Annotated in this window: 17 protein-coding genes; 11 read left to right on the top strand and 6 right to left on the bottom strand. The window is 47.3% G+C overall.

Translation table 11 applies throughout. The features are described from left to right. Nucleotides 1–14 precede the first annotated feature (14 nt). The gene (locus B0H94_RS06955) at nucleotides 15–806 is read left to right on the top strand and encodes an SDR family oxidoreductase (protein ID WP_106588540.1); all 792 of its coding nucleotides are present in this window, start codon (nucleotides 15–17) and stop codon (nucleotides 804–806) included. A gap of 508 nt (nucleotides 807–1,314) precedes the next feature. Here B0H94_RS06955 and B0H94_RS06950 read toward each other — a convergent pair. After that, nucleotides 1,315–2,181 (bottom strand): lipoate--protein ligase family protein, encoded by an 867-nt coding sequence (locus B0H94_RS06950; protein WP_106588539.1) that lies wholly within the window; start codon nucleotides 2,179–2,181, stop codon nucleotides 1,315–1,317. A gap of 279 nt (nucleotides 2,182–2,460) precedes the next feature. Between B0H94_RS06950 and B0H94_RS06945 the strand changes: the two genes are divergently transcribed. From B0H94_RS06945 to B0H94_RS06930, 4 genes are all read left to right on the top strand, one after another. After that, entirely contained in the window at nucleotides 2,461–3,762 is a 1,302-nt protein-coding gene (locus tag B0H94_RS06945; RefSeq protein ID WP_106588538.1) for an HD domain-containing protein, read from the top strand. A 3-nt stretch (nucleotides 3,763–3,765) separates the two neighbouring features. After that, entirely contained in the window at nucleotides 3,766–4,266 is a 501-nt protein-coding gene (locus B0H94_RS06940; protein ID WP_106588537.1) for a YwgA family protein, read from the top strand. Nucleotides 4,267–4,324: 58 nt separating this feature from the next. Then, nucleotides 4,325–4,843: a YwhD family protein gene (locus B0H94_RS06935; protein ID WP_106588536.1), complete on the top strand. Its 519-nt coding sequence runs from the start codon at nucleotides 4,325–4,327 to the stop codon at nucleotides 4,841–4,843. 258 nt (nucleotides 4,844–5,101) lie between these two features. Further along, nucleotides 5,102–6,658, top strand: a complete 1,557-nt coding sequence (locus tag B0H94_RS06930; protein WP_106588535.1) for a fatty acid--CoA ligase — start codon at nucleotides 5,102–5,104, stop codon at nucleotides 6,656–6,658. A gap of 535 nt (nucleotides 6,659–7,193) precedes the next feature. Here B0H94_RS06930 and B0H94_RS06925 read toward each other — a convergent pair. Together B0H94_RS06925 and B0H94_RS06920 are read right to left on the bottom strand one after the other, a co-directional pair. Then, the gene (locus B0H94_RS06925) at nucleotides 7,194–9,641 is read right to left on the bottom strand and encodes a penicillin acylase family protein (protein WP_106588534.1); all 2,448 of its coding nucleotides are present in this window, start codon (nucleotides 9,639–9,641) and stop codon (nucleotides 7,194–7,196) included. A gap of 96 nt (nucleotides 9,642–9,737) precedes the next feature. Next, complete coding sequence (locus B0H94_RS06920) at nucleotides 9,738–11,795, bottom strand: transglycosylase domain-containing protein (RefSeq protein WP_181315304.1); 2,058 nt, start codon at nucleotides 11,793–11,795, stop codon at nucleotides 9,738–9,740. Between the two features lie 122 nt (nucleotides 11,796–11,917). Here B0H94_RS06920 and B0H94_RS15005 point away from each other — a divergent pair, with 122 nt between their 5' ends. Further along, nucleotides 11,918–12,103 carry a hypothetical protein gene (locus tag B0H94_RS15005; protein ID WP_146139934.1) on the top strand — a complete coding sequence of 62 codons (186 nt, stop codon included), beginning with the start codon at nucleotides 11,918–11,920 and terminating at the stop codon, nucleotides 12,101–12,103. A gap of 50 nt (nucleotides 12,104–12,153) precedes the next feature. On the opposite strand, the gene speB is transcribed toward B0H94_RS15005, so the two are convergent. The 3 genes from speB to B0H94_RS06905 all read right to left on the bottom strand — a co-directional run bounded on the left by speB (nucleotide 12,154) and on the right by B0H94_RS06905 (nucleotide 16,049). Then, nucleotides 12,154–13,101, bottom strand: a complete 948-nt coding sequence (gene speB / locus B0H94_RS06915; RefSeq protein WP_106588532.1) for an agmatinase — start codon at nucleotides 13,099–13,101, stop codon at nucleotides 12,154–12,156. 78 nt (nucleotides 13,102–13,179) lie between these two features. Continuing rightward, entirely contained in the window at nucleotides 13,180–14,520 is a 1,341-nt protein-coding gene (locus tag B0H94_RS06910) for a YjiH family protein (protein ID WP_106588644.1), read from the bottom strand. A 167-nt stretch (nucleotides 14,521–14,687) separates the two neighbouring features. Next, nucleotides 14,688–16,049, bottom strand: a complete 1,362-nt coding sequence (locus tag B0H94_RS06905; protein WP_245893927.1) for a sigma-54 interaction domain-containing protein — start codon at nucleotides 16,047–16,049, stop codon at nucleotides 14,688–14,690. Nucleotides 16,050–16,332: 283 nt separating this feature from the next. Between B0H94_RS06905 and B0H94_RS06900 the strand changes: the two genes are divergently transcribed. From B0H94_RS06900 to B0H94_RS06880, 5 genes are all read left to right on the top strand, one after another. Beyond that, complete coding sequence (locus tag B0H94_RS06900; protein ID WP_106588531.1) at nucleotides 16,333–16,737, top strand: hypothetical protein; 405 nt, start codon at nucleotides 16,333–16,335, stop codon at nucleotides 16,735–16,737. Nucleotides 16,738–16,940: 203 nt separating this feature from the next. Then, nucleotides 16,941–18,845, top strand: a complete 1,905-nt coding sequence (locus B0H94_RS06895) for a transporter substrate-binding domain-containing protein (RefSeq protein ID WP_181315303.1) — start codon at nucleotides 16,941–16,943, stop codon at nucleotides 18,843–18,845. A 5-nt stretch (nucleotides 18,846–18,850) separates the two neighbouring features. After that, the gene (locus B0H94_RS06890; protein ID WP_106588529.1) at nucleotides 18,851–20,215 is read left to right on the top strand and encodes a sigma-54-dependent transcriptional regulator; all 1,365 of its coding nucleotides are present in this window, start codon (nucleotides 18,851–18,853) and stop codon (nucleotides 20,213–20,215) included. 168 nt (nucleotides 20,216–20,383) lie between these two features. Further along, entirely contained in the window at nucleotides 20,384–21,403 is a 1,020-nt protein-coding gene (locus tag B0H94_RS06885; RefSeq protein ID WP_106588528.1) for a TAXI family TRAP transporter solute-binding subunit, read from the top strand. 43 nt (nucleotides 21,404–21,446) lie between these two features. Next, entirely contained in the window at nucleotides 21,447–21,911 is a 465-nt protein-coding gene (locus B0H94_RS06880) for a DUF1850 domain-containing protein (protein ID WP_106588527.1), read from the top strand.

Below are 21,911 nucleotides of genomic sequence, written 5' to 3'. Positions count from 1 at the left end.
AAGGAGCGATAGCGGTGGATTTAGGTTTGCAGGGAAAATCAGTAATAGTGATGGCTTCAAGCCGGGGGCTTGGCAAAGCGACAGCGGAGCAGTTTGCTAAAGAAGGGGCGCGGGTCGTGATTTCCGGACGAAATGAAGCGGATCTTGAAAAAGCCGCCGGCGAAATCCGGGCAGCTGCGGGGCATGAGGATGTGACTTATGCGGTGTGCGATATGACGCAGGAAAAAGATATTCAGCAGCTTGTGAAAACAGCTGTTGAGCAAAACGGCACGGTCGATGTGCTCGTGAATAACGCAGGTGGACCGCCTGCCGGTGGTTTTGATGATGTCGCTGATGAAGACTGGCAGAAGGCGTTTGAGCTGAATCTGCTCAGTTTCACCCGGACGATCCGTGAAGTGCTGCCACATATGCGTAAACAGGAAAGCGGCCGCATTATTAATGTTGCCTCCTCCTCCATTAAGCAACCAATTGATAACTTAATTTTATCCAACACTTTCCGTGCCGGTATCACAGGCCTCGCTAAAAGCTTGTCACAGGAACTGGCCCCGGACAATATTTTGATCAATACCGTTGGGCCCGGCAGAATTGCAACGGACCGGTTGGCAGAATTGGATGAAGCGAAGGCTGAAAAAACCGGGCAGACGAAGGCCGAAGTGGAAGCCGCTTCGATCGCCGGTATCCCGCTCGCTCGCTACGGTAAGCCGGAGGAGTTTGCCAATATGATTGTATATCTCGGATCCGAAGCAAACACTTACATTACCGGCCAGTCACTACTTGTAGACGGGGGTATGGTGAAAGCATTATAAGACAAGAGCTGACCGAAAAGATATGATGTAAATGACAGGTACGGGGGATATACGCGCTTTCCGCAGGCGTCTCGTATATTTCCTGTGCTTTTTTCTTAAATTTGATGTTTATAACCTTTTGAGACAGCTCCTTTAGCATGTAGGCAAACTTTTAAGAAAGCGAGGGCTGACGTCACTTTTCGGCGGGCGCTGTTCCTGGTCGCGTCGCGGCCGAGGTTCGTCAGTCTTCCGTCATTTGATTGTCATAAATGGTAGAGATCTTTTTGATCAAGCAATATTTACATGGGTCAATTCCATTATGACGCTTCATGAGTGATCAAACGACTCCGTATACAAATGGAAACGTGACCGAAACGAAAGACGACGACTCCCAGAGGATCAAGCGCAGGCTGAAGATCCACTTGTTCGATTGGCAATCAAATCGAACAAGTTAGCTGAAGCCAAGCCTTTGGGAAAGCGTCCGGCTGAAGTAAAGGTTACGTATAATGATTCAGTTTCATCCTCTTCATTATTGATCGAGCGGCTCCCATGTTAAACCAGCATCCGTAAATGATTTCTCCGCACGCTTATAAATCTGCCCGCGTAGTTTTTGAAACATCTCCGTTTCCTCTGGACGAAGCGCAGAAAGTGTCATGCCGGCGCCGTCTGCACGCATCACCTGCTCGAGCCGCTGCATCCCGTCTGTAACATCAAGCGTGTGTCCGTATAGTTCTGAGAGAGAAGCCATTGTCTCCGGCTCGATTACAGGCACGTCATACTTCGCTCCCGGGCCGTCAGCGATCTCATAAAACCGCCGGATCAACTCCGCGCGTTCGCTGCCACTTCCGTCCATCGCTAAGTACACCTGCACCGCAGCTCCGCCTTTTTTCCGCCGCTGCGATAAACCGGCAAACTTCTTCCCGCCGATGCTTACATCATACGCGCCTGGACAATACGAGCCGACAACTTCACCAGCTTCGACCGCACCTGGCGCATCCGCAAATAACCGCTGCACCGTATGAAACATGAAGTCATAGCCTTCATCAATTGAAAACTGCTTTGGCTCCTGCATAATGAGGGAAATATTTAATACACCCTCATCAAGCACCACAGCAAGCCCGCCGGAATTACGTACAATCACATGGTACCCCGCCGCCTGCAGAAACTCGATGCCCGCCTTAACATCCGGCAGCCGGCTGTCTTGAATGCCGAGCACAACTGTAGGCGGATGCACCCACAACCTCGCCGCCGGTGGCGAAATACCTTGGCCGACGGTTGTACATAAAGTATCATCAAGCGCAAAGGAGTCCAGCGGCTCAAATTCGAGCCCGTCCACGGAATGATCGAGCCAGCGCCAGGCGCCGCCGGTAAAAGACATCGTTGTCGATTGGTTCATAAATTGAATCTCCCGTTCGTTAAAATTCATTGCTGTTTATTATAGCAGAAAATCACCCCTTGTAGTGATACACAAACCCTTGAAAAGTAATGGTCGACGTATCACCCTTACTTTCATGCACTTAGATGTTTCACTTATATTTGTTTTCGTGACAAGGTTTCAAGCAGCGCTTCAATTCGATATAATAAACCAAGTGAAAAAAAGATCGAAACGATTCGTTTGATGTCTTGCTCAAACAGGGAAAAATAGAAGCAGATTGAAGGGGAAGGTGGCGCCAAGGTGCAGGGAAATCGGATTTTACCGGAAGAAAAAGTATTTAAAGACCCGGTTCACCGCTATATTCACGTGCGCGATGAACTTATCTGGGATTTAATCGGTACCCGCGAAGTGCAGCGGCTGCGGCGGATCCGCCAGCTTGGCACAACGTTTTTAACATTTCACGGTGCTGAACATACCCGCTTTAATCATTCGCTCGGCGTGTATGAAATTATGCGCCGCATTATTGATGTGTTTCAAGGCCGTCCGAACTGGGACGAAAACGAGCGCCTCCTTTGTCTGGCAGCGGCTGTACTGCATGATATCGGACACGGGCCGTTCTCTCACTCGTTTGAGAAAGTTTATGACACTGATCATGAAGCGTGGACGCGCCGCATCATCTTAGAAGATACGGAAGTAAACGCCGTATTGCGCAGGATGGGCGATGATTTTCCGGAAAAAGTGGCGGAAGTCATTGAGAAGACGTATGATAATAAACTCGTGGTGAGTATGATCTCCAGTCAGATTGATGCTGACCGGATGGATTATCTGCAGCGAGATGCTTTTTATACCGGGGTGAGTTACGGACACTTTGATATGGAGCGGATTCTCAGAGTCATGCGCCCGACTGAAGAGCAGGCAGTGATTAAATATACCGGCATGCATGCGGTGGAAGACTACATTATGAGCCGTTATCAAATGTATTGGCAGGTGTATTTCCACCCGGTAACCCGGAGTGCAGAAGTCATTCTGTCAAAACTTCTGCACCGTGTGAAAGACTTGTACGAAAAAGGCTATGAATTTCAAACCCCGCCGCGTCACTTTATTGGCTTTATCAATAATGAGATTACGCTCGAAGAATACATAAAGCTCGATGAATCGGTGACCATGTATTATTTTCAAATGTGGCAGGAAGAGGAAGATGCGATTTTACAAGACTTATGTCGGCGCTTTTTAGACCGGCGTTTGTTTGAACATGTAGAGTTTGATCAGCATTTTGTAATGAATCAATGGTCCGAGCTGCGACAGCTGTTTATTGATGCCGGGTTCGATCCGGATTATTATCTTGTGATCGATTTTTCTTCTGATTTACCGTATGATTTCTACCGACCCGGCGAGGAAGAAGAGCGGATGCCGATTCATTTACTAACTTCAGATGACCGGCTTCGCGAGCTATCGCGGGAATCAGAGCTGGTTGAGGCAATTTCCGGTAAAAAGCGGACCGATCAAAAAGTTTACTTTCCGAAGGAGCTGCTTAAAGCAGCCGGCAGTGATGCGACAAAACAGCGCATACAGGAAATTTTGATGGATAGAGGAGGCGCTTAAGCGTTGTTACAAGAACATGCAAAGTTGATGGCACTGTTTCAAGCGGCAGGGGAAGTTGTCGGACGCAAAAAACTTCAAAAAATCGTATATATTAGTAAAAAATTCAATGCGCCATTTCAAGAACGGTACAACTTTCATATGTTTGGCCCTTATTCTGAAGAATTAACCTTGCGGGTGGAAGAGTTGAACAGCCTCGGGTTTGTTGAAGAAGTACGTGAGCAGAAATCCGGGTATTATCAGTACCGTTATTCATTAACGCCGGAAGGGCAAACATTCCTTAATCAGCATCAAAGTGCGATTGTTGGAAATGATACGTTATTCTGCAGGTTGAATGACAACTCTTCAAAGTTTTTAGAGTTGGTATCGACGATTCTTTACTTTGATGATTTAACGGAAGCAGAGGTTCGTGATAAGGTGCATACGTTAAAAAAGAAGCAGAATTACAGCGATGAAGACTTTGAAGAAGCGTACGCTTTCATCGATGAGCTCACACATCTGCATTAAGCAGTGAGCTGTGATAAACTAAACTTTCGGGAACCTTGAAATGAAGGGAGCAATTAGGATGGATATTTTCGGAGGCGGCGGAAAATCGAACAAGCAGTTTAACATTTTAAGTGGAGACTCTACAGATGGCCATGGCGGCTATGGTGCCGGCACCTTTAACCTTGATAACATGACCCCGGTGATTATTGACCCGGTGGATGAGCGTGTATTTATTGATATGGGAGCACTGCATGCCCGCTCGGAGATTGAAAAGCGCATTAAGATGCTAAAAGATATTAACGAAGTACCAAACGCTCGACGCTACTGGATTGTTTGGGTCACAACAGAGCATAACGAAGGTGGCGAGCCATATTATCATGGTGCTGGAGCTTGTGCGGTCTGGGTCGACCGGGAGATTCGCCGTGGCTATAAAAGCATGCCAGAGCATGTGAATAACATGGATAAAGCGATGAAAGGGCATATCATTGTTGAGCATATGGATGACGAGTCGCGTAAATATCTCGGTGAGTATTTGAAGGCTTTTAATGAAGAATTATGGGACCGGGCTGCCCCGGAATTTCGTGAAGCATTAACGTAAAAGTTGAACTCTTTGTGAACAATGATGTGATAGGTTGTGAACGAAAGAAAATCAACGTAAACTAGCTGTTACAGCCATGCATATAGGCTAAGACACGACAAACGCCCAAGCTGCGCAATGCCTTGGGCGTTTGTCGTGTCTTTAGGTTCATGAATGGATGCAGTCACTTAACCTCTAAATTTTCTGAAAGGTTTGACTTCTATTTTGAAATCGCTTACTTTATATATATAAATGATAATATCCAAAAGGAGGAAATGTATGCAGCCTACATTGCGTGAGGTTTTTGAGCAGTCGGTCGATCGGCATAGTGATAAGGAAGCCTTGTACGACGTTCTCTTGGGTGCGCGCTGGTCATACCGAGAGTGGGACACGGAAGTAAACCGGACCGCAGAGGCCCTCCGCCGCGCTGGGGTGAATAAGGGTGATCGGGTTTCTACGGTATTGTTTAACACGAGTGAGTTTGCCCACGTTTATTTTGCGTGTGCTAAACTTGGTGCGATATTTAATCCGATCAACTTTCGCTTAACCGCCCGGGAGATTGATTTCATCATAACCGATGCTGCCCCGAAAGTTGTCATTTTTGAGCAGGCGGTACAAGAAGCGCTGGCACTTGCAATCAAGGAGCGCGCTGCGGTTCAATATTGGTGTATCGACGGTGATCCGCCAGAAGGTACCGAATCATTTTATCATCACCTCAATGCTGCTGAACCAAAGCGGCCTGATGTAATGATTGATGAAGATGATTATTACGCCATCATGTATACAAGTGGTACGACCGGTAAGCCAAAAGGTGTGCTGCATACGCACCGCGATGTGGTAGACCAGAGTTTGTTGTTAATGGCAAGTAAACGTCTGCATCCCCAGGACCGGGGGTTAAGTGTTGCCCCGATGTTTCATTGTGCTGAACTGCACTGTGCGTTTCTCCCACGCGTGCATATGGGTGCTTCTAACGTGATTTTGCATCACTTCGAACCACAAGAAACATTACGGACGCTGCAAGACGAACGTGTCACAACATTTTTCGGGGCACCGACGATGTGGAATGTAATGCTGCAGCACGACTTGAGCGCATTTGACCTATCTCTGCTCCGGCAAGGATTATACGGGGGAGCCCCAATGGCGCCTTCACTTGTGAAAAGCATTGCAGAATCAGTGAACGTTGATTTAATCCAGGCGTATGGTATGACAGAAATGGGTCCAGCGATTACATGTCTTTTTGAAGATGAACAACTCGACAAAGCAGGGTCCGCCGGCAAGCCGCTATTGCATCACGAAATTCGCATCGTGCGCACCTCTGAAGAAGGATCCGGCTCACCGGAAGAAACTGTAGCACCCGGAGAACTCGGTGAAATTATTGTCCGGGGTCCGAGTATGATGGAAGGTTATTTTAACCGCCCGGAAGCAACGGAAGAAGTGTTTCGTGACGGTTGGTACTACAGCGGTGACGTCGGGACGCTCGATCGTGAAGGGTATTTATGGGTGAGCGATCGGGTGAAAGATATGATCGTAAGTGGTGGGGAAAACATTTACTCGCGCGAAGTGGAGGACACATTGTTTGAGCACCCAGCAGTTGTTGATGCGGCTGTGGTTGGCGAACCGGATGAAGCGTGGGGTGAGCGGGTAACTGCTTTTGTGGTGGTGAACGACCCGTCTGTAACGGAAGCAGATTTGGAAGATTTCTGTAAGGAAAATGACGGACTCGCTGATTATAAACGACCGCGCCGCTACATCTTCAGAAGTGAACTCCCGCGCAACGCAAGCGGTAAGCTGCAAAAGTTTCACCTTCGCGAAGAAGTTTCCCAGCAGACGACGTAAATTTAAGTTAGGCATGAACGGATAAAAAAGAAGGGGCACTCACGAAATGTGAGGGCCCTTCTCAGACTGTTGACAAAGTATAAAATCTAAAATTCACGCACAGCTTACTGCTCCAAGCTCGCAAGCTGCCTTATTAAGAGGCTAAAAACCGAATCATGAACGTAACCGAAACGAAGACGGTCACTTTTAAATTTACGGATCATCAACCATTTTCAATGTACGTTGTTCGTTTGACCGTTCATGAAGCGTCATGATGAAAATGATTCATGTAGAACTTGCTTGATCAAAAGGACCTTTACAATTTATGACCATCAAATGATGCAAGACTGACGAGCCTCGGCGGCGACGCCACCAGGAACAGCGCGAGCCGAAAATCCCGCAGGCAGAGACTTTCTGCCGAGGAAGTTGAGGCCGTGCCTGGGGCAAGCGTCCGCCGAAAAGCGACGTCAGCCATAGTTCCTTTTAAAAATTTGTCTACACGCTGTGGCTCTCACGAAAGGTGAGGTCCACTCTTTTTGTTGCTCAAGTGATTTGTCTAATCTCCACCCATTGGGAAAAGTTCCAAGCGGCCGCCGGCATCATCGTTTGTATCCATTGATGTTGAGTGATAATTTCCTTCGATCCAGTCGTCGATTTGATCATCATACCACGGGCTGAATCTGTGGCCCGATTGTCCGGGTGCAACAGAATGATAGCTCTCACTTAAATCATTCAGATCCATTACACCGCGCCAGCCGGCAGCTGTAGCGACTTCTCCTGGAGCCTCATCGTCGTAGCCGGCTGCCTGTACTGTAATCGGACTGCCATCCATCGGCTGAGTGCCCGGGTTAAACAAATAGTTTAACGGCGGCACGGCGCCAAGGGGGTGTTCAAAAGTCACTTGGTGAAAATCGCCCCATTCCCAGTCGGAAGGGGAGGCACCAAGCTCATCTCTACCTTCGTCAATAGCTTTTTGCAAACTCTCAAGTGCGAGGCCCTCCAAGCCGCCCCGAGCCGCAATCCAAGCCCCGGGTTCCCCGTCAGCAGCGCTTCGGATCATGTTATCAACAATCCCTTCCTTACCGGAAAAAAGCTCAAGCAGGTCTTCGTTCATTTCGTCAGCAAACAATATGTCTATTAACGCAAGCCGCCACAAATGAAACACCGCTGGCCCGGCTTTGTCCCGGTCATCATAAAAATCCCAGGATGCTAACACTTCAAGAGCCTCTTCATCTTCTGCGCGTTTTTCTGCTGACGCATTTTGTACAGCTTCCGTAAGCAGCGGCAGCAGCTCTTCAGCCTGCAAGTTTTTCGTGTCCATCTGTAGTGCCTGCATATCTTCAGGTGTGAAATTGTCTCCGTCATCTAACACTTCAAGAATGCGGCTGTGGCGGAACGGCTGCGCCCACGAATGGGTGAGGTGATGCGTATAGTCATCGTCGTCAATCCGGTTATTCGCTGTCGAAATCATGCCGCTTTCAGGGTTTATGATTGTCGGGAGTTCATCCCATGGAATGTAATCATCCCAACCGTAATCCGGGTCCCATCCAGGTTTGGGAAGCAGTCCCTCCCCTTGGCTGCGTATGGGAATCCGACCGTTGGCACGATAGGCAATGTTCCCTTCAGTGTCAGCGAAGACAAAGTTTTGTGCCGGTGCTTCAAACGAACGGAGCGCTTCCTCAAATTCCTCCCAGTTTTCTGCTCGGTTAAAGTCCAGCACCGCTGCCAGCTCAGCTGTGGCATCATGTGCCGTCCATTTCATTGAAAGCGCGGTTTCCGGTGGATGTCCCTCGGCATCTTCCGGATAGGCGAACTCTGAAATGAGCGGTCCGCGCCGCGTTTCAACCACTTCGTGGATCACCGGCTCATCCCGGTCATCCACAAAAATTTCTTCTTCTATCACGGTTGCTTCTTCGTACTCGCCATCATATAGGAATTCATGCGGGTTATCTTCATTTCGCTGCTCAAGAAAGACATCCTGCACGTCTGGGCTGACATTGGTTACACCCCAGGCTACATGCTCATTATGACCAACGACAATGCCTGGAACTCCAGGGAAAACAACGCCGGTAACTTGGTGATCAGGTCCGCTTAAGTGAGATTCATACCAGATCGAAGGTGTCATTAAGCTTAAATGCGGGTCGTTGGCAAGTAACGGCTCGCCGCTTTTCGTATGTTCCCCGCTTACCACCCAGTTGTTGCTGCCGTGGTCGGGTGGTGGTATGAGCGGCCCGATGTCTTGAAAGTGATGCGCAACATTTACACTATGCTCACGGTTCGCTTCAAGCACATTAGGTCCATCTGCAGGATAAGCCGGCATTAAATCTTCTACTTTTTCATCAGGAAATTTGGAGGCAGCCCAGTGTCGAAATGCCTGCCCCTCCCATTTTCCGCCGAGGTCATAAGCCATCATTTTGCCGATCGTCAAAGAATCAAGCGGTGTCCACGTATCAGGTTGAAAGCCGAGGATGCGGAATTCAACAGGGAGCTTTTGTTCTCGAACCGCCCGCTCCATAAAAGCATTCACACCTTCTGTATAAGCCTGCAGGGCTGAAATGGTATTGTCGTCGTATTCTTCTAGTGATGCTTCTGCAGCCCGGCGGAGGCCAAATGTACGAAAGTATTTATCTGTTTCAAGGGCGTCTTCACCAACAACTTCACTTAAAGTGCCTGAAGCCTGCCGGCGGCTCATATCCATTTGAAACAATCGGTCTTGTGCGGTGGCAAACCCTTGGGCGAAATATAAATCAAAAGTGTTATCTGCTTCAATATGCGGCACACCTTGGCTGTCGCGAACAATTGAGGCGCCGTCTTCCATATAAGGTACCGGAATCTCCCCGTCGGTGCTCGGTAAAGGGCGCTGCATCTGTAAATATCCCCAAATGATGGATGCTGTAAGCAGGATAATACCGCTGCCGAGAATACCAATCAAAATATATGTACGCCGGCGCCGCTTTTTTGGGCGCGGCTCGTTTTTGTTGATTGACTGTGCAGATTCTGCCATCTCACTCACCGCTTTCGCATAATACTCTCTTAGAGTACTATTCGTGAAACGATGGTGAGATTCCTTTACATGTAACGATTGGATTCTTCAGCCTGCTTATAATCCGAGCCAGTTTTTCAGCCTGTCGAAGAATCGGTTTTTCCGTTCAGGCAGCTCGTCTTCTTTACGGTTGCGCTCTGGATCTATATCCATTTCCTCGGTACAGACCGCTTCTGGCTCCGTGCCTTCCACAAAAGCCATCGTGCGTCCACTGCCGCAGGCGTCATCATGCAGCAGACCGGTTTCGGTATGAATATCTACTTCGACAATGTCATCTGGTTTTTCAAAAGCATGAGCTGTATTTTCGCGTTGTTCGCGTAAGAATTTTGCCCAAATGTTTTTAGCAATCTGTCCTTCGCTGCTATGATCAAGGGTGCGTCCTTCATCGTATCCAACCCAGACGCCGGTTAACAAATCCGGTGTGAAGCCGATCATCCAGCTGTCTGCGCTCGTAGAACCACTCTTTCCTGCCGCAGGCTGTTGAACAAACGGGGCAATGGTACTGCCAGTGACACTTGTGTGCCGGTTGAGTGATAAATCAAACATACCGCTCATCATATCTGTCGTCATGTACGCGTACCGTTCATCTAAAGTTTCTTGAGTGTTCGGTTCAGTCTCAATAAGCACATTTCCCTCGCGGTCGATGACTTTCTCGATAAAGCGGGGCTCAACCTGGCTCCCCCCGTTTGCAAAAGGTGCATAGCCGGCGGTGAGCTCAGTGACGCCGACATTTTCAGTGCCAAGCGCAAGGGATGGGCTTGGTGGAATCTCAGAGGTGATGCCGGCAGCGCGTGCCGTCTCAATCAGCGCTTCAAAACCAAGATACATGTGTGTTTTAACGGCGAAAATGTTGTCTGAAAATGCCATAGCTTCAGCCAGAGTAATAAAGTCATGCGCGTAATTATCAGCAAAGTTTCCCGGCTCGTATTCTTCTTCGCCATCTGCATATACGAACGTTGTCGGCTCGCTGACAAACGGCGTTACTGGGGTAAATCCTTGTTCAAGTGCTGCGTAATAAAGAAATGGCTTAAATGTAGAACCCGGAGGACGTTCAGCCCGCACTGCCCGGTTAAACGGGCTCTCTTCATAATCAACGGCCCCAACCATTGCTTCTACATCCCCGCTATCCGGCGCAATGGCTACAAAGGCAGATTGGAGATCACTATCATGCGGCATTTCCTCAGTTACCCAGCGTTCTGCAGCTTCCTGCTTATCAGCATCAAGTGTCGTATGAATTTCAAGTCCCTGCTGTTGAATTTCTTCTTTTGTTAAACCGTGCTCATGTTCAAGCATATGCAGAACTTCATCTTGAAAATGCGGGGCCGTGCGATCAGCCTTTTGATTTTCAAGCGAAGCGAAATTCAGTACTTCAGCTGAGGCTTGTTCAGCTTCTTCAGCTGTAACCATATCTTCTTGTTCCATTGCCTGAAGTACCACCTGCTGCCGGCTTAACGACCGTTCTTCATCGGCAAAAGGTGAGTAGTACGTCGGCCCGCGTGGAATCGCAGCGAGAACTGCTGATTCTGCTAACGTCAGGTCAGCGGCTGACTTATTAAAATACAGCCGGGAAGCTGCTTCAACCCCGTAAGCGCCGTGGCCGAAATAAATGGTGTTCATATATCCGGTGAAAATTTCATCTTTTGACATATGCCACTCGAGCCGCAGCGTGTAAAGCATCTCCTGAAATTTGCGCTGCCACGTTTTATCAAAGGTTAAAAATAAGTTGCGTGCATATTGCTGGGTAATGGTACTAGCGCCTTGTGCCAGCCGGCCGTCCTGCAGGTTTGCATAAACGGCACCTCCGATTCGTTGATAGTCCAGGCCGTTATGGTCAAAAAATTTGCGGTCCTCAACAGCAAGCAGGGCACCTTCAAGCTCTGGCGCAATTTCATCCCGTGTAACCCAATGCCTGCGCTCGCCACTCGCACTTTCTCCGATGATTGTGCCGTCAGCACTGTAAATTACAGGTGACTCCTGGACAGTTGTTTCTGGCGGACCAGCGATGTACGTATAGCCAAAGACGGCAAGCAGCGCAGTGCACCCGGCAATGCCGGCAAGCATCGTAGCCCTAAAGCTGAAATGCAGCAAGCGACGGCTCATTTTTTTAATATTCACAAGGCAGCACCTCTTTATCGTAATCCATTGCTCATAGTTTAGGTGAATTTTCGCCTTTATAAACATATAATCGGTGGTGCAAATGCAACAGCAAGAGATGATAGCGCGGTGGAGTGAGATTTGTGCGCGGCGGTGAGCGATTGGTGCGCGGCAGGAGAGATTTGTGCGCGGCGGTGAGCGATTTGTGCGCGGCAGGAGAGATTTGTGCGCGGCAGGAGAGATTTGTGCGCGGCAGGAGAGATTTGTGCGCGGCAGGAGAGATTTGTGCGCGGCAGGGAGTGATTCGTGCGCGGTGGGTTTCCAAATAAAAAAAGCCTCCCGATGCCTTTATCGCAGGCACTTGGGAGGTCTTATAGCTTTAGGATTCTTTTGTTCGCTTATGAAGAGCTACAAGTGTAATCATTTCATAAGCTATGGACGAGGCGAGAGCGGCTGTAATTTCGCCACTGTCGTACTCTGGAAGAACTTCTACAAGGTCAAAGCCTTTAATGTTTAATCCTTCTAGCCCTCGTACATACTCTAGTGCTTCAAAGCTGTTTGGCCCAGCAACTTCTGGCGTACCTGTACCAGGTGCGAAAGCCGGATCGACAAAGTCAATGTCATAAGAAACAAATACTGGCCGGTCACCTGCTCGGGCGTGAATGCGTTTAAGGACTTCCTCTTGACCAAGTTTTCTCGCATCTCTCATCGTAATAACTTCAAAGCCGAGATCTTCAGGATCGGTAAGGTCATCTGGGGTATACAAAGGCCCGCGCAAACCGACCTGGATCGAGTGTTCTGTATCAATCAGACCTTCTTCAACAGCCCGGCGGAAGGGGGTTCCGTGCATGTATTTTTCTCCGAAATAATTGTCCCAAGTATCGCTGTGAGAATCGAAGTGAACAAGTGAAACCGGGCCGTATTTTTCTGCAAAGGCGCGTAAGTGGCCAAGGGAAACGGAGTGGTCACCGCCGAGAATGATCGGTGTAATATCATTCTCTAAAATAGGGCTGAGCTCCTCTTTCACAACATCATAGGTACGGTGAATGTTTTGTGGGACGATGGAAAAGTCTCCATAGTCCACGCCTGAGCAGTAATCAAAGATATTGATTCCTTGATCTGGGTTGTAAGGGCGTAAGAGAATTGAAAAATTTCTAACGTGCTGAGGTCCTCCACGTGCACCAATCCGGTTGGATACGGCGGTATCGAACGGGTTACCGACAACAACAAAATCAACATCCTCTGTCGTACGAATCTGTTCTAGGCGCATAAAAGTGCGAACCCCGGTATAGCGTGGTGATAACGATGAATCTTTAGGTTTATACATTGAAATTCCTCCTTTGGAATATTCGTTGCCTTATATAAGATGTTGCAAGATTTATACCAATATGACGTAGAGCTTGATTTAAAAGAATAAAAGGTGTGCCATAGCGACAATAATCGGAAGTGAAATTACCGTACGCTGAATAAAGATGATGACAAGATCAAGCAGTGAAAGCGGGATACGGGAACGAAGCAGAAGGATTCCAACTTCAGACATATAAATCAGCTGAGTCATCGATAGCGCTGCAATCACAAACCGCGTTAACTCGCTTTCAATACCACTACCTAAAACTGCAGGTAAAAACATATCTGCGAAACCAACAAGCATCGCTGGGGCAGCATCAGCCGCTTCAGGAATCTGCATTAATTCTAATATTGGAACGAGTGGGTATGACAAATAGTTAAATATAGGCGTAAATTCAGCAATCATTAACGCAACCGTACCTAATGCCATGACTAGCGGGATTAATCCAAGCCAGATATCGATCACGTTACGTGTTCCATTGATGACTACCTGACCCGCACTTTTAACCTCTGAAGCCCGCTTAACAGCATTGTTCACAGCGAACTGCAGACGAGAAATGCCTTCTGGAACAGCCTCGCTGATTTGCTTGCCTACCGGCTCATAATACTCTTCACTCTTGCGGTTAAGTGGTGGCAGCCGGGGACAAATAATCGCAGTGATAAGACCAGCGACAATGACTGTGAAATAAAACTGGAGAAACATGTGCTCCATTTCAATGAAACTAATCACAACGAGACTAAATGCAATTGAAGCGACAGAGAAGTTCGTGGCAATAACCGAAGCTTCACGTTTTGAATAGAATCCGCTTTCATATTGCTGCGTTGTTAATAGAACGCCAACTGTGCCACTGCCCATCCAGGATGCCATCGCATCAATTGAAGAACGACCAGGTAACTTAAAGACAGGGCGCATCACAGCACGTACCATCGTACCGATAAACTCCATCAAACCGAATTGAAGCAGTAAAGGCATGAGAAACCCAGCTACTAAAAACCATGTCGTTAAAACCGGTACAAGGTCGTATAAAACAGTACCGCCACTTACAGGAGACCAGACGACTTCAGGACCAATTTCATAAAGTGTCATGATGGCAAATGCTGCACCAAGAACCCTAAAAACAATCCAGGCAGCCTTAACATCTAAAAGCTCCTGCAAGAACGGGGACATATTCCCTCTTATTGGAGCAGGAAGTATTTTCACAATAAATGTAGCAAGGACCGATAGGATAAGGACCCCTGTCATAAATGGAGCTAAATAATCATAAAAGGCGTTTTCCAAGGCTTCGGCAAAGATTCCAATACCAATTGTCCACTGACCTTGATAAGGAACAGGGATTAAAAATAGAAATAGACTGATTAAAGAAGCTGTTAAAGCCTTAGCCTTATTCGCCGGGGTCATATATGGCTTACGATCTGTATAAGATTCATGCGGCTCTGCCAACAAAGATCCCTCCTCTGTAGATTTGCTGTTTTAAATTGCAAAAATTATGCCAAAAATTAAAAACCGAAACCTAAATGTATGAGGTTTCGGGAGATTCAAATTGACTAGTCGCGCTTTCCACGTGGTTAGTCAATGTTATACTTCTTAAGTTTACGTACGACACTCGGCTGGCTGATACCAAGCATATCACTCATTGCTGTCGTTGTTTTAACCGTTTGCTTTGCTTCTCGTAAAATGGCAGCTTCAAACGACTCGAGCTGTTCCTGCAGAGACTTTGTAGGGTCTGGGGAGTTCGGATACTTCGCGGCTTCTTTAGGTAGATCAGACGTTGTGATTGCTTTGGAAGGGGCGGTCACAATTAAGCGTTCAAGTAAATTCATCAGTTCGCGGGCATTGCCAGGCCACGGCTGTCGTACAAGCCATTGCAGAACTTGATCGTTAAGTGAACAAGTCCGGTTGTATTTTTCGTTAAACATCTTAATAAAATGTTCAATTAATGGGATGAGGTCTGCGGTGCGCTCTCGAAGTGGTGGGATGCGCACTGGCACAACGTTTAACCTGTAAAACAAATCCTCCCTAAACTGGTTTTCCGAAACTCGTTTTTCCAAGGGTTGATTTGTGGCGGATAATAGACGAAAGTCAACATGAATCGGCTTACGCCCGCCTACTTTATAAAATTGCTTTTCTTGAATAAACTTTAAAACTTTTACTTGATGATTTAAGCTTAATTCACCCACTTCGTCTAAAAATAACGTTCCGCCCTCAGCTAGCTCTGCCAGGCCTACTTTTCCTTTTTGCGCTGAACCTGTAAAAGCGCCTCCCTCGTATCCGAAGAGCTCTGCTTCGAATAAGGTTTCTGGAATAGCTCCGCAGTTGACTTCAATAAATGGCCCGTCTGCACGGCTGCTTTCTTTATGAATCATTTTTGCAACTTCCGTCTTTCCTACGCCTGATTCACCTAAAAGTAGAACATTAACATCTGTTGGAGCTACACGACTGGCGGTTTCCAAGCATTTTTTAATTTCCTCAGAGTGAGCGATAAATCCGTGTTCTTCAAGGTATTGATGGCGCATGTGTGCAAGTTCGTTCTGTACTCGCTCCATTTCACCTTCTATCTCTTCAAGGTGCTTTCTCATTTTGACTAATTCGGTGATGTCGTGAGAGTAAGTAGCCACACGCCATAGGTCCCCATTATCGTTATAAACCGGTACACCGGTAACTAAGAAGTTTTTGCCGGTCCGGGTTGTCTGCGTGACCGTCACCCGTTCCTGCTTTGTTTTAACGAGTGGTGTGACGATTGGTGTAAAAAAACCTTCTTCCTCGAGCTCGTAAACAGAACGCCCAACTAACGTTTCTCCTTCCGCATCGTAAGCGCGTTTCATGCTTGAAGTTACACGTGTAATAACCCCGTTCATATCCGTAACTAAAAAATCATCTTTTAGTGAGTTTAAAATCGCTTCGCTCTCTTTGTCATGTATTTCACCCACGACAGTCCCTCCTCGTTATCAAAAAATGAATAAATTAATGATATTTTCAGCTTGTTACAGGGTTAAAGCAGTTGATTTGATAGGTTTTATTCAATTATAAATAATCATTCATTTTAGAATATGTATTTAGTTTAACTGAAACGAAGTGCTTTGTTAATGGTTGATAATGAATGCTAAACGATGTGCTCATATCGGGATCGGCGTTATATTGTGTACATGAACAGAGAATATTTTTAAAGTCGTTTCTTCCCTTTATCTAGATCCACCAGGGTCCGGGTGGTCTATGCGCGGAGGTGAGCGATTTGTGCGCGGAGGTGAGCGATTTGTGCGCGGCGAGGTGCGATTTGTGCGCGGAGGTGAGCGATTTGTGCGCGGCAGGGTGCGGTTTGTGCGCGGCGGAGTGCGATTTGTGCGCGGCGAGGTGCGATTTGTGCGCGGCGAGGTGCGATTTGTGCGCGGCGAGGTGCGATTTGTGCGCGGCGAGGTGCGATTTGTGCGCGGAGGTGAGCGATTTGTGCGCGGCAGGGTGCGGTTTGTGCGCGGCAGGGTGCGGTTTGTGCGCGGCAGGAGAGATTTGTGCGCGGCAGGAGAGATTTGTGCGCGGCTGGAGCGTTTTGTGCGCGGCGTCAGGAGAAAGCTGCGTGTGCAATTGCCACGGATAGGAAAATCCCTTATTGTAGATGCATAGATATAACATACCAGTGTTGAGGGCGGATTGAGATGGGTGGAAACATATTTTATAAATTGAATTCTCCAATGCAAGTATTAACACATTGCGTTAAATATGCTAATTACCTACGCTTTGTACCCTGGAAGTTCGTGACCTGCTTATTTCTTCTAGGAGCAGCTTTCACCCTGTCGCCTGTCGAGGCTGAGCCAGAGACTCAGCCCGTGACAGTGGCCTATGACCCCAACAAGCCCCCGTTTCATGTGATGGAAGATGGAGAGCTTACAGGGTTTAGTGTTGAAGTTTTTGAAGCCGTTGCGGCAGCGGAAGGTTTGCGGGTGGAGTATAGGCCACTTGCAGATCACCGGGCGGAGGAGGCCCTTGCCGCTGAAGATGTAGATATCATTCTTACTGTGAGTTATTCCGAAATGCGCGCGGATGTTATGGAATTTAGTAATGCTTATTATTCGAGTTCTGCCGGCTTGTTCGTGCCAGAGGACAGTCAGCTTGATGGAATCTCCGAGCTGAATAACCAGACAGCAGCCGTGAAGCGGGGTAGTATTTCTCGTGAGTTTCTGCAGAACATTCGTCGACTGCAGTTTAATGAAACAAGTGATTTACAGCGGGCTGTTCGGCTGCTGGAGCAAGAGCGGGCTGATGCACTTGTTGGGGAGGTAACAACTGTAGAGCATCTGCTTGAAGCACGCGGATTGGAAGCAGCGTATGCGCCGGTAGACAATTATGTTGTGCCAATTGAGTACTCATTCGCGGTTGGGGCTGAAAATTATCAACTGCTGCGAACATTAAACCGAGGGCTGCAGGAACTCCATGAGGACGGTACATATCAAGAGTTATTTACTTCCTGGTTTCCGCAGCACAGCGGAGCTGACCAACTACGTATCGCACTGCAAGTGGGTGGTGCAGCAGGTCTAATTATTGCAGTTATTATCTTGATCGGATATCGTCTTAATCGCCGGCTGCAGAAAGAGGTGGCAAGGCAGACACAGCGCCTGCATGAAGCCAATACGTCACTTCAGGCTCAAGTAGAGAAGACGAAAAACAGTAACGAGTTTCAAAAGCAGATCTTACAGTCGAGTCCAAGAGGCATGGTTACCATTGATGAAAACGGTATGATTACGTCATTAAATGAAAAAGCTGCTATGCTTCTTAATTTATCTGAAGATTTAGCCGGCGGTCATTATACAGAGGTGTCATGGTTTGCCTATACCCTGCAGAACAAATTTGAGCGTGTAATGCAAGGAAGGCAGTATTTAGGTGAGGAAAGTGAATGGGTGCGCAGTGACAACATGCGTTTGCGTTTAAGAGCCTACATGTATCCGCTCTACAACTTTGAGCAGCATATTGTTGGTGTGATGTTTACATTTGAAGATATTACAGAGGAAATTCAGCTGCGCTATCAAGCGTTTGAGGCAGAGAAAAACCGGGCTTTAAGCAGGGTTGTTGCCGGAATTGCTCATGAGATTCGTAATCCTCTCACTTCAATTAAGACATTCGTTGAGTTGATCCCTCAGAAATTTCACAGTGAGAAATTCCGTGAACGGGTGACAACGCTTGTGCCACAGGAGATTGAGCGGTTAAACGAATTAATTGAAGGGTTAATGGATTACAGTAAATCCCGTCCGATTGCACAAGAAAAACTGGATACAGCTGAGCTTTTGGAGGGTTGTTATCTCTTATTTGAGCGGACGGCAGCGGATAAAGAGGTACAGCTTCAGCTTGAGGTTACCCCGCATTTGTATGTTTATGCTGACCGCCAGCAAATGAAACAAGCGGTAATTAACCTTGTCATTAACGCAGTGGATGCTCTGTCAGAACAAGCAGAAAACGCAGACCATGAAGTTGTGCTGGAGAACGGAACGGATGGCGTGTATGTGTGGATGGCTGTGCGCGATAATGGCCCTGGCATGAATGACCAAGTGCAGCGCCAGGCGTTTGAGCCGTTTTATACAACAAAGGCAGAAGGTACAGGGCTTGGCTTGTCGATAACTAAGCAGCATGTTGAGGAAAACGGTGGCACCTTTCGTATTTACAGTAAGGAGGCAGAGGGCACGAGTGTTGTGCTTACATTTCCGACTGAGGATATGGACGCAGAGAAAAGCAGGGGGTGAAAGTAATGAAGGAGCAAGTGTTAATTATTGATGATGAACCATCCATACGAACGTCGTTGGAGTTTGCACTTGAAGACGACTATGCTGTGTTTACAGCTGCGGATTCGACAGAAGCGTTTGATGTTTTAAAGCACGAGATGATCAACCTCTGCCTTTTGGATCTAAAAATCGGCCGTGAGAGCGGGCTGGATGTTTTAAAAGAAATTAAAGCGTTTGACAGTGGGATCACTGTGGTCATGATCACTGCTTATGGGAGCATATCATCTTCGGTGGAGGCGCTTCAGGCCGGCGCTTACTCGTATTTAACGAAGCCATTGAACATGGATGAGTTGATGTCGGTAGTGGAGCGGGCTGTACAGTATACCCGGCTGCACAGACAGGTTGATTACTTAACTGGTGAACTTGAGAAAACCTACAGCCGTGAAGGCTTTATTGCGAGAAGCGAAGTGATGGGGAAAGTGTTTCAGCTCATTGATAAAGTAAAGCAAGTAAACACAAATGTTCTGATCACCGGTGAAAGCGGAACAGGAAAAGAGCTGGTTGCACGTTCGCTTCATTTCTCCGGTGCAAGGCAGCGCGGCCATTTTGAAGTCGTAAACTGTGCAGCGATTCCGGAACAGCTGCTTGAAAGTGAATTGTTTGGTTATGAAAAAGGTGCATTCACAGGTGCTTCTTCAGCAAAACCTGGGAAGTTTGAGGAGGCAGATGGTGGCACGATCTTTCTTGATGAAATTGGGGACATGTCATTAAATGTGCAGGTGAAGCTGCTGCGGGTGCTTCAACAAAAAGAAGTAACTCGTCTTGGGGCGAACGATACACATAAGCTCGATGTGCGTGTGATCACAGCGACGAACAAAAACCTGCTTGAAGAAGTGAAGGCTGGACGGTTCCGTGAAGATTTATATTTCCGCTTAAATGTGATTGAAATTCATTTACCGCCGCTTCGTGAGCGTAACGATGATATCCTCCTGTTGGCCAGGCATTTTATACAAACACTCAACACCGAGTTAAACACAGCCATCGCCGGCGTAAGTAAAGACGCTGAACGAAAGCTTGAGGCTTACAGCTACCCAGGAAACATCCGCGAGCTTCGTAATATTATTGAGTCTGCCATGGTCATCGCTGATGGAAATGAGATTACAATTGGCGACTTACCGAAAACGCTTCACCGGAAAGCGGATGAAGACATAAAAGATGATCTTCCGGAAGCCGTGGGAAATCCGTTAAAAACATTAAAAGAAGTAGAAAAAGAGCATATTACTTCAGTTCTTACTCACTTTAACGGTCACAGAAAAAAGACGGCAGAAGCCTTAGGTATAAGTGAACGTGGGCTGCGCGATAAAATTAAACAGTATCAGCTGGAGTGGTGAAAGGCGGCAATTATTTCTGCATAGCGGCAATAATTGCCGCTATATTTCTGCCGGGTTAGATGAATGCGTTTACAAAAACCCTGTCACAGCGCTTTTATTCATGTTGGCACAGCTTTTGCAAACTAACTAGGGTAAGATACTAAGAATATTTCCGAGGGGGAAATGGACATGAAAAAATTTGTGGCAATTTTCGGTGTTTCCGCACTAGCATTAGCAGCTTGCGGTGATGAAGAAGCAACAGAAACAAACGGTGAGGGAGAAGAGAATGGAGACGAAGCAGCTGAAGCAGATGGGGCAGCTGAAGATATGTTCCTGACGATTGCAACAGGTGGAACATCCGGCGTGTACTATCCGATCGGCGGTGCAATGTCGAACTTGTTTGAAGAAGAACTTGGAACAGATTCTTCTGTGCAATCCACAGGCGCTTCAGTCGAAAATATTAACTTGTTGACAGAGGATCGAGCGGAGCTTGCGATTACGATGTCTGACGCTGTAGCACAGGCTTATGAAGGTAGCGGTCCATTTGAAGATGAAGAACCAAATGAAAACCTTGCCGGCATGGCTTCGCTTTATCCAAACTTTGTTCAAGTTGTAACGACGGAGGATTCCGGCATTGAAAGCATTGAGGACCTAGAGGGTCATGATGTTGGTGTTGGTGCACCAAACTCCGGGGTTGAGCTGAACGCACAGCTTATTCTTGAGGCGCACGACATGGATTATGATGATATTGAAGAAGATTACCTTTCCTACAGTGAAGCCATTGATCAAATGCAGAATAACATGATTGATGCAGCATTTGTTACAAGTGGCTTGCCAAACTCCACTGTGATTGATCTATCTACACAGGCAGATGTAAACATCCTTCCTATTGAAGGCGAGCCACTTGAAAATCTTCAAAGCGAGTACGACTTCTTCGGCGAGGGAACGATTGAAGCTGATGTATATGATACGGATGAAGATGTAACAACAGCTACGATTATGAATGTGCTTCTTGTGAATGAAAACTTGAGTGAAGAAGAAGTATACGAATTAACCGAAACGATGTTTGAAAACATCGATACGATCCAAGGTTCACACAATGCTGCTGAAGAGATCGACCTTGATACAGTAACAGACAGCATGCCTGTGCCATTCCACCCTGGCGCTGAATCTTACTACGAAGACGAAGGTGTTATGGACGATGAATAAAGGAGATGGGAAGAGGCGAAACGCCTCTTCCCTATAACGATTTATGAACATTAAAGTGCACCACCTGCTCGCCCTTTTGATCATCCCCTTGATCATGAAAGGGTGCAGCTTTTCAGCAAGTGATGAAGTGAGTGTTACCCATGCGCAACACGGTGAGGTTTATCAAACGTTTGCTGTAGAAGAAGGGGATATCATTACGCTGTCCTGGATTCATTCAGTTGACCAAACACCGTGGCTGGATCATTTTCAGGTGACATCGTCGTGTAGCTTTTTATTGAAAGAGACAAATTTTGCTTCTTATGGCGCCGGTGTGGCTCACGACTATGAAAATGTTGTCTCCGATGGAGAAATGTTTACCGCCCGGGGGATTGATGAGTGTCATGACACAGTCAACTGGATCCATTCTGAAGAAGCGGACTACCAAATAAAACGAAATGAAGAAGTTATGATATCGCCGGGCGATCTACCGCATCATGAACCATTGAAAATGATCAACGAAAAGAGGTGA

The sequence above is a fragment of the Salsuginibacillus halophilus genome, from assembly GCF_003014715.1.
GTDB classification, from domain to species: Bacteria; Bacillota; Bacilli; order Bacillales; family Marinococcaceae; genus Salsuginibacillus; species Salsuginibacillus halophilus.
Note: the sequence above shows the minus strand (reverse complement) of the source record. Positions and strands in the feature narration are given on the sequence as shown.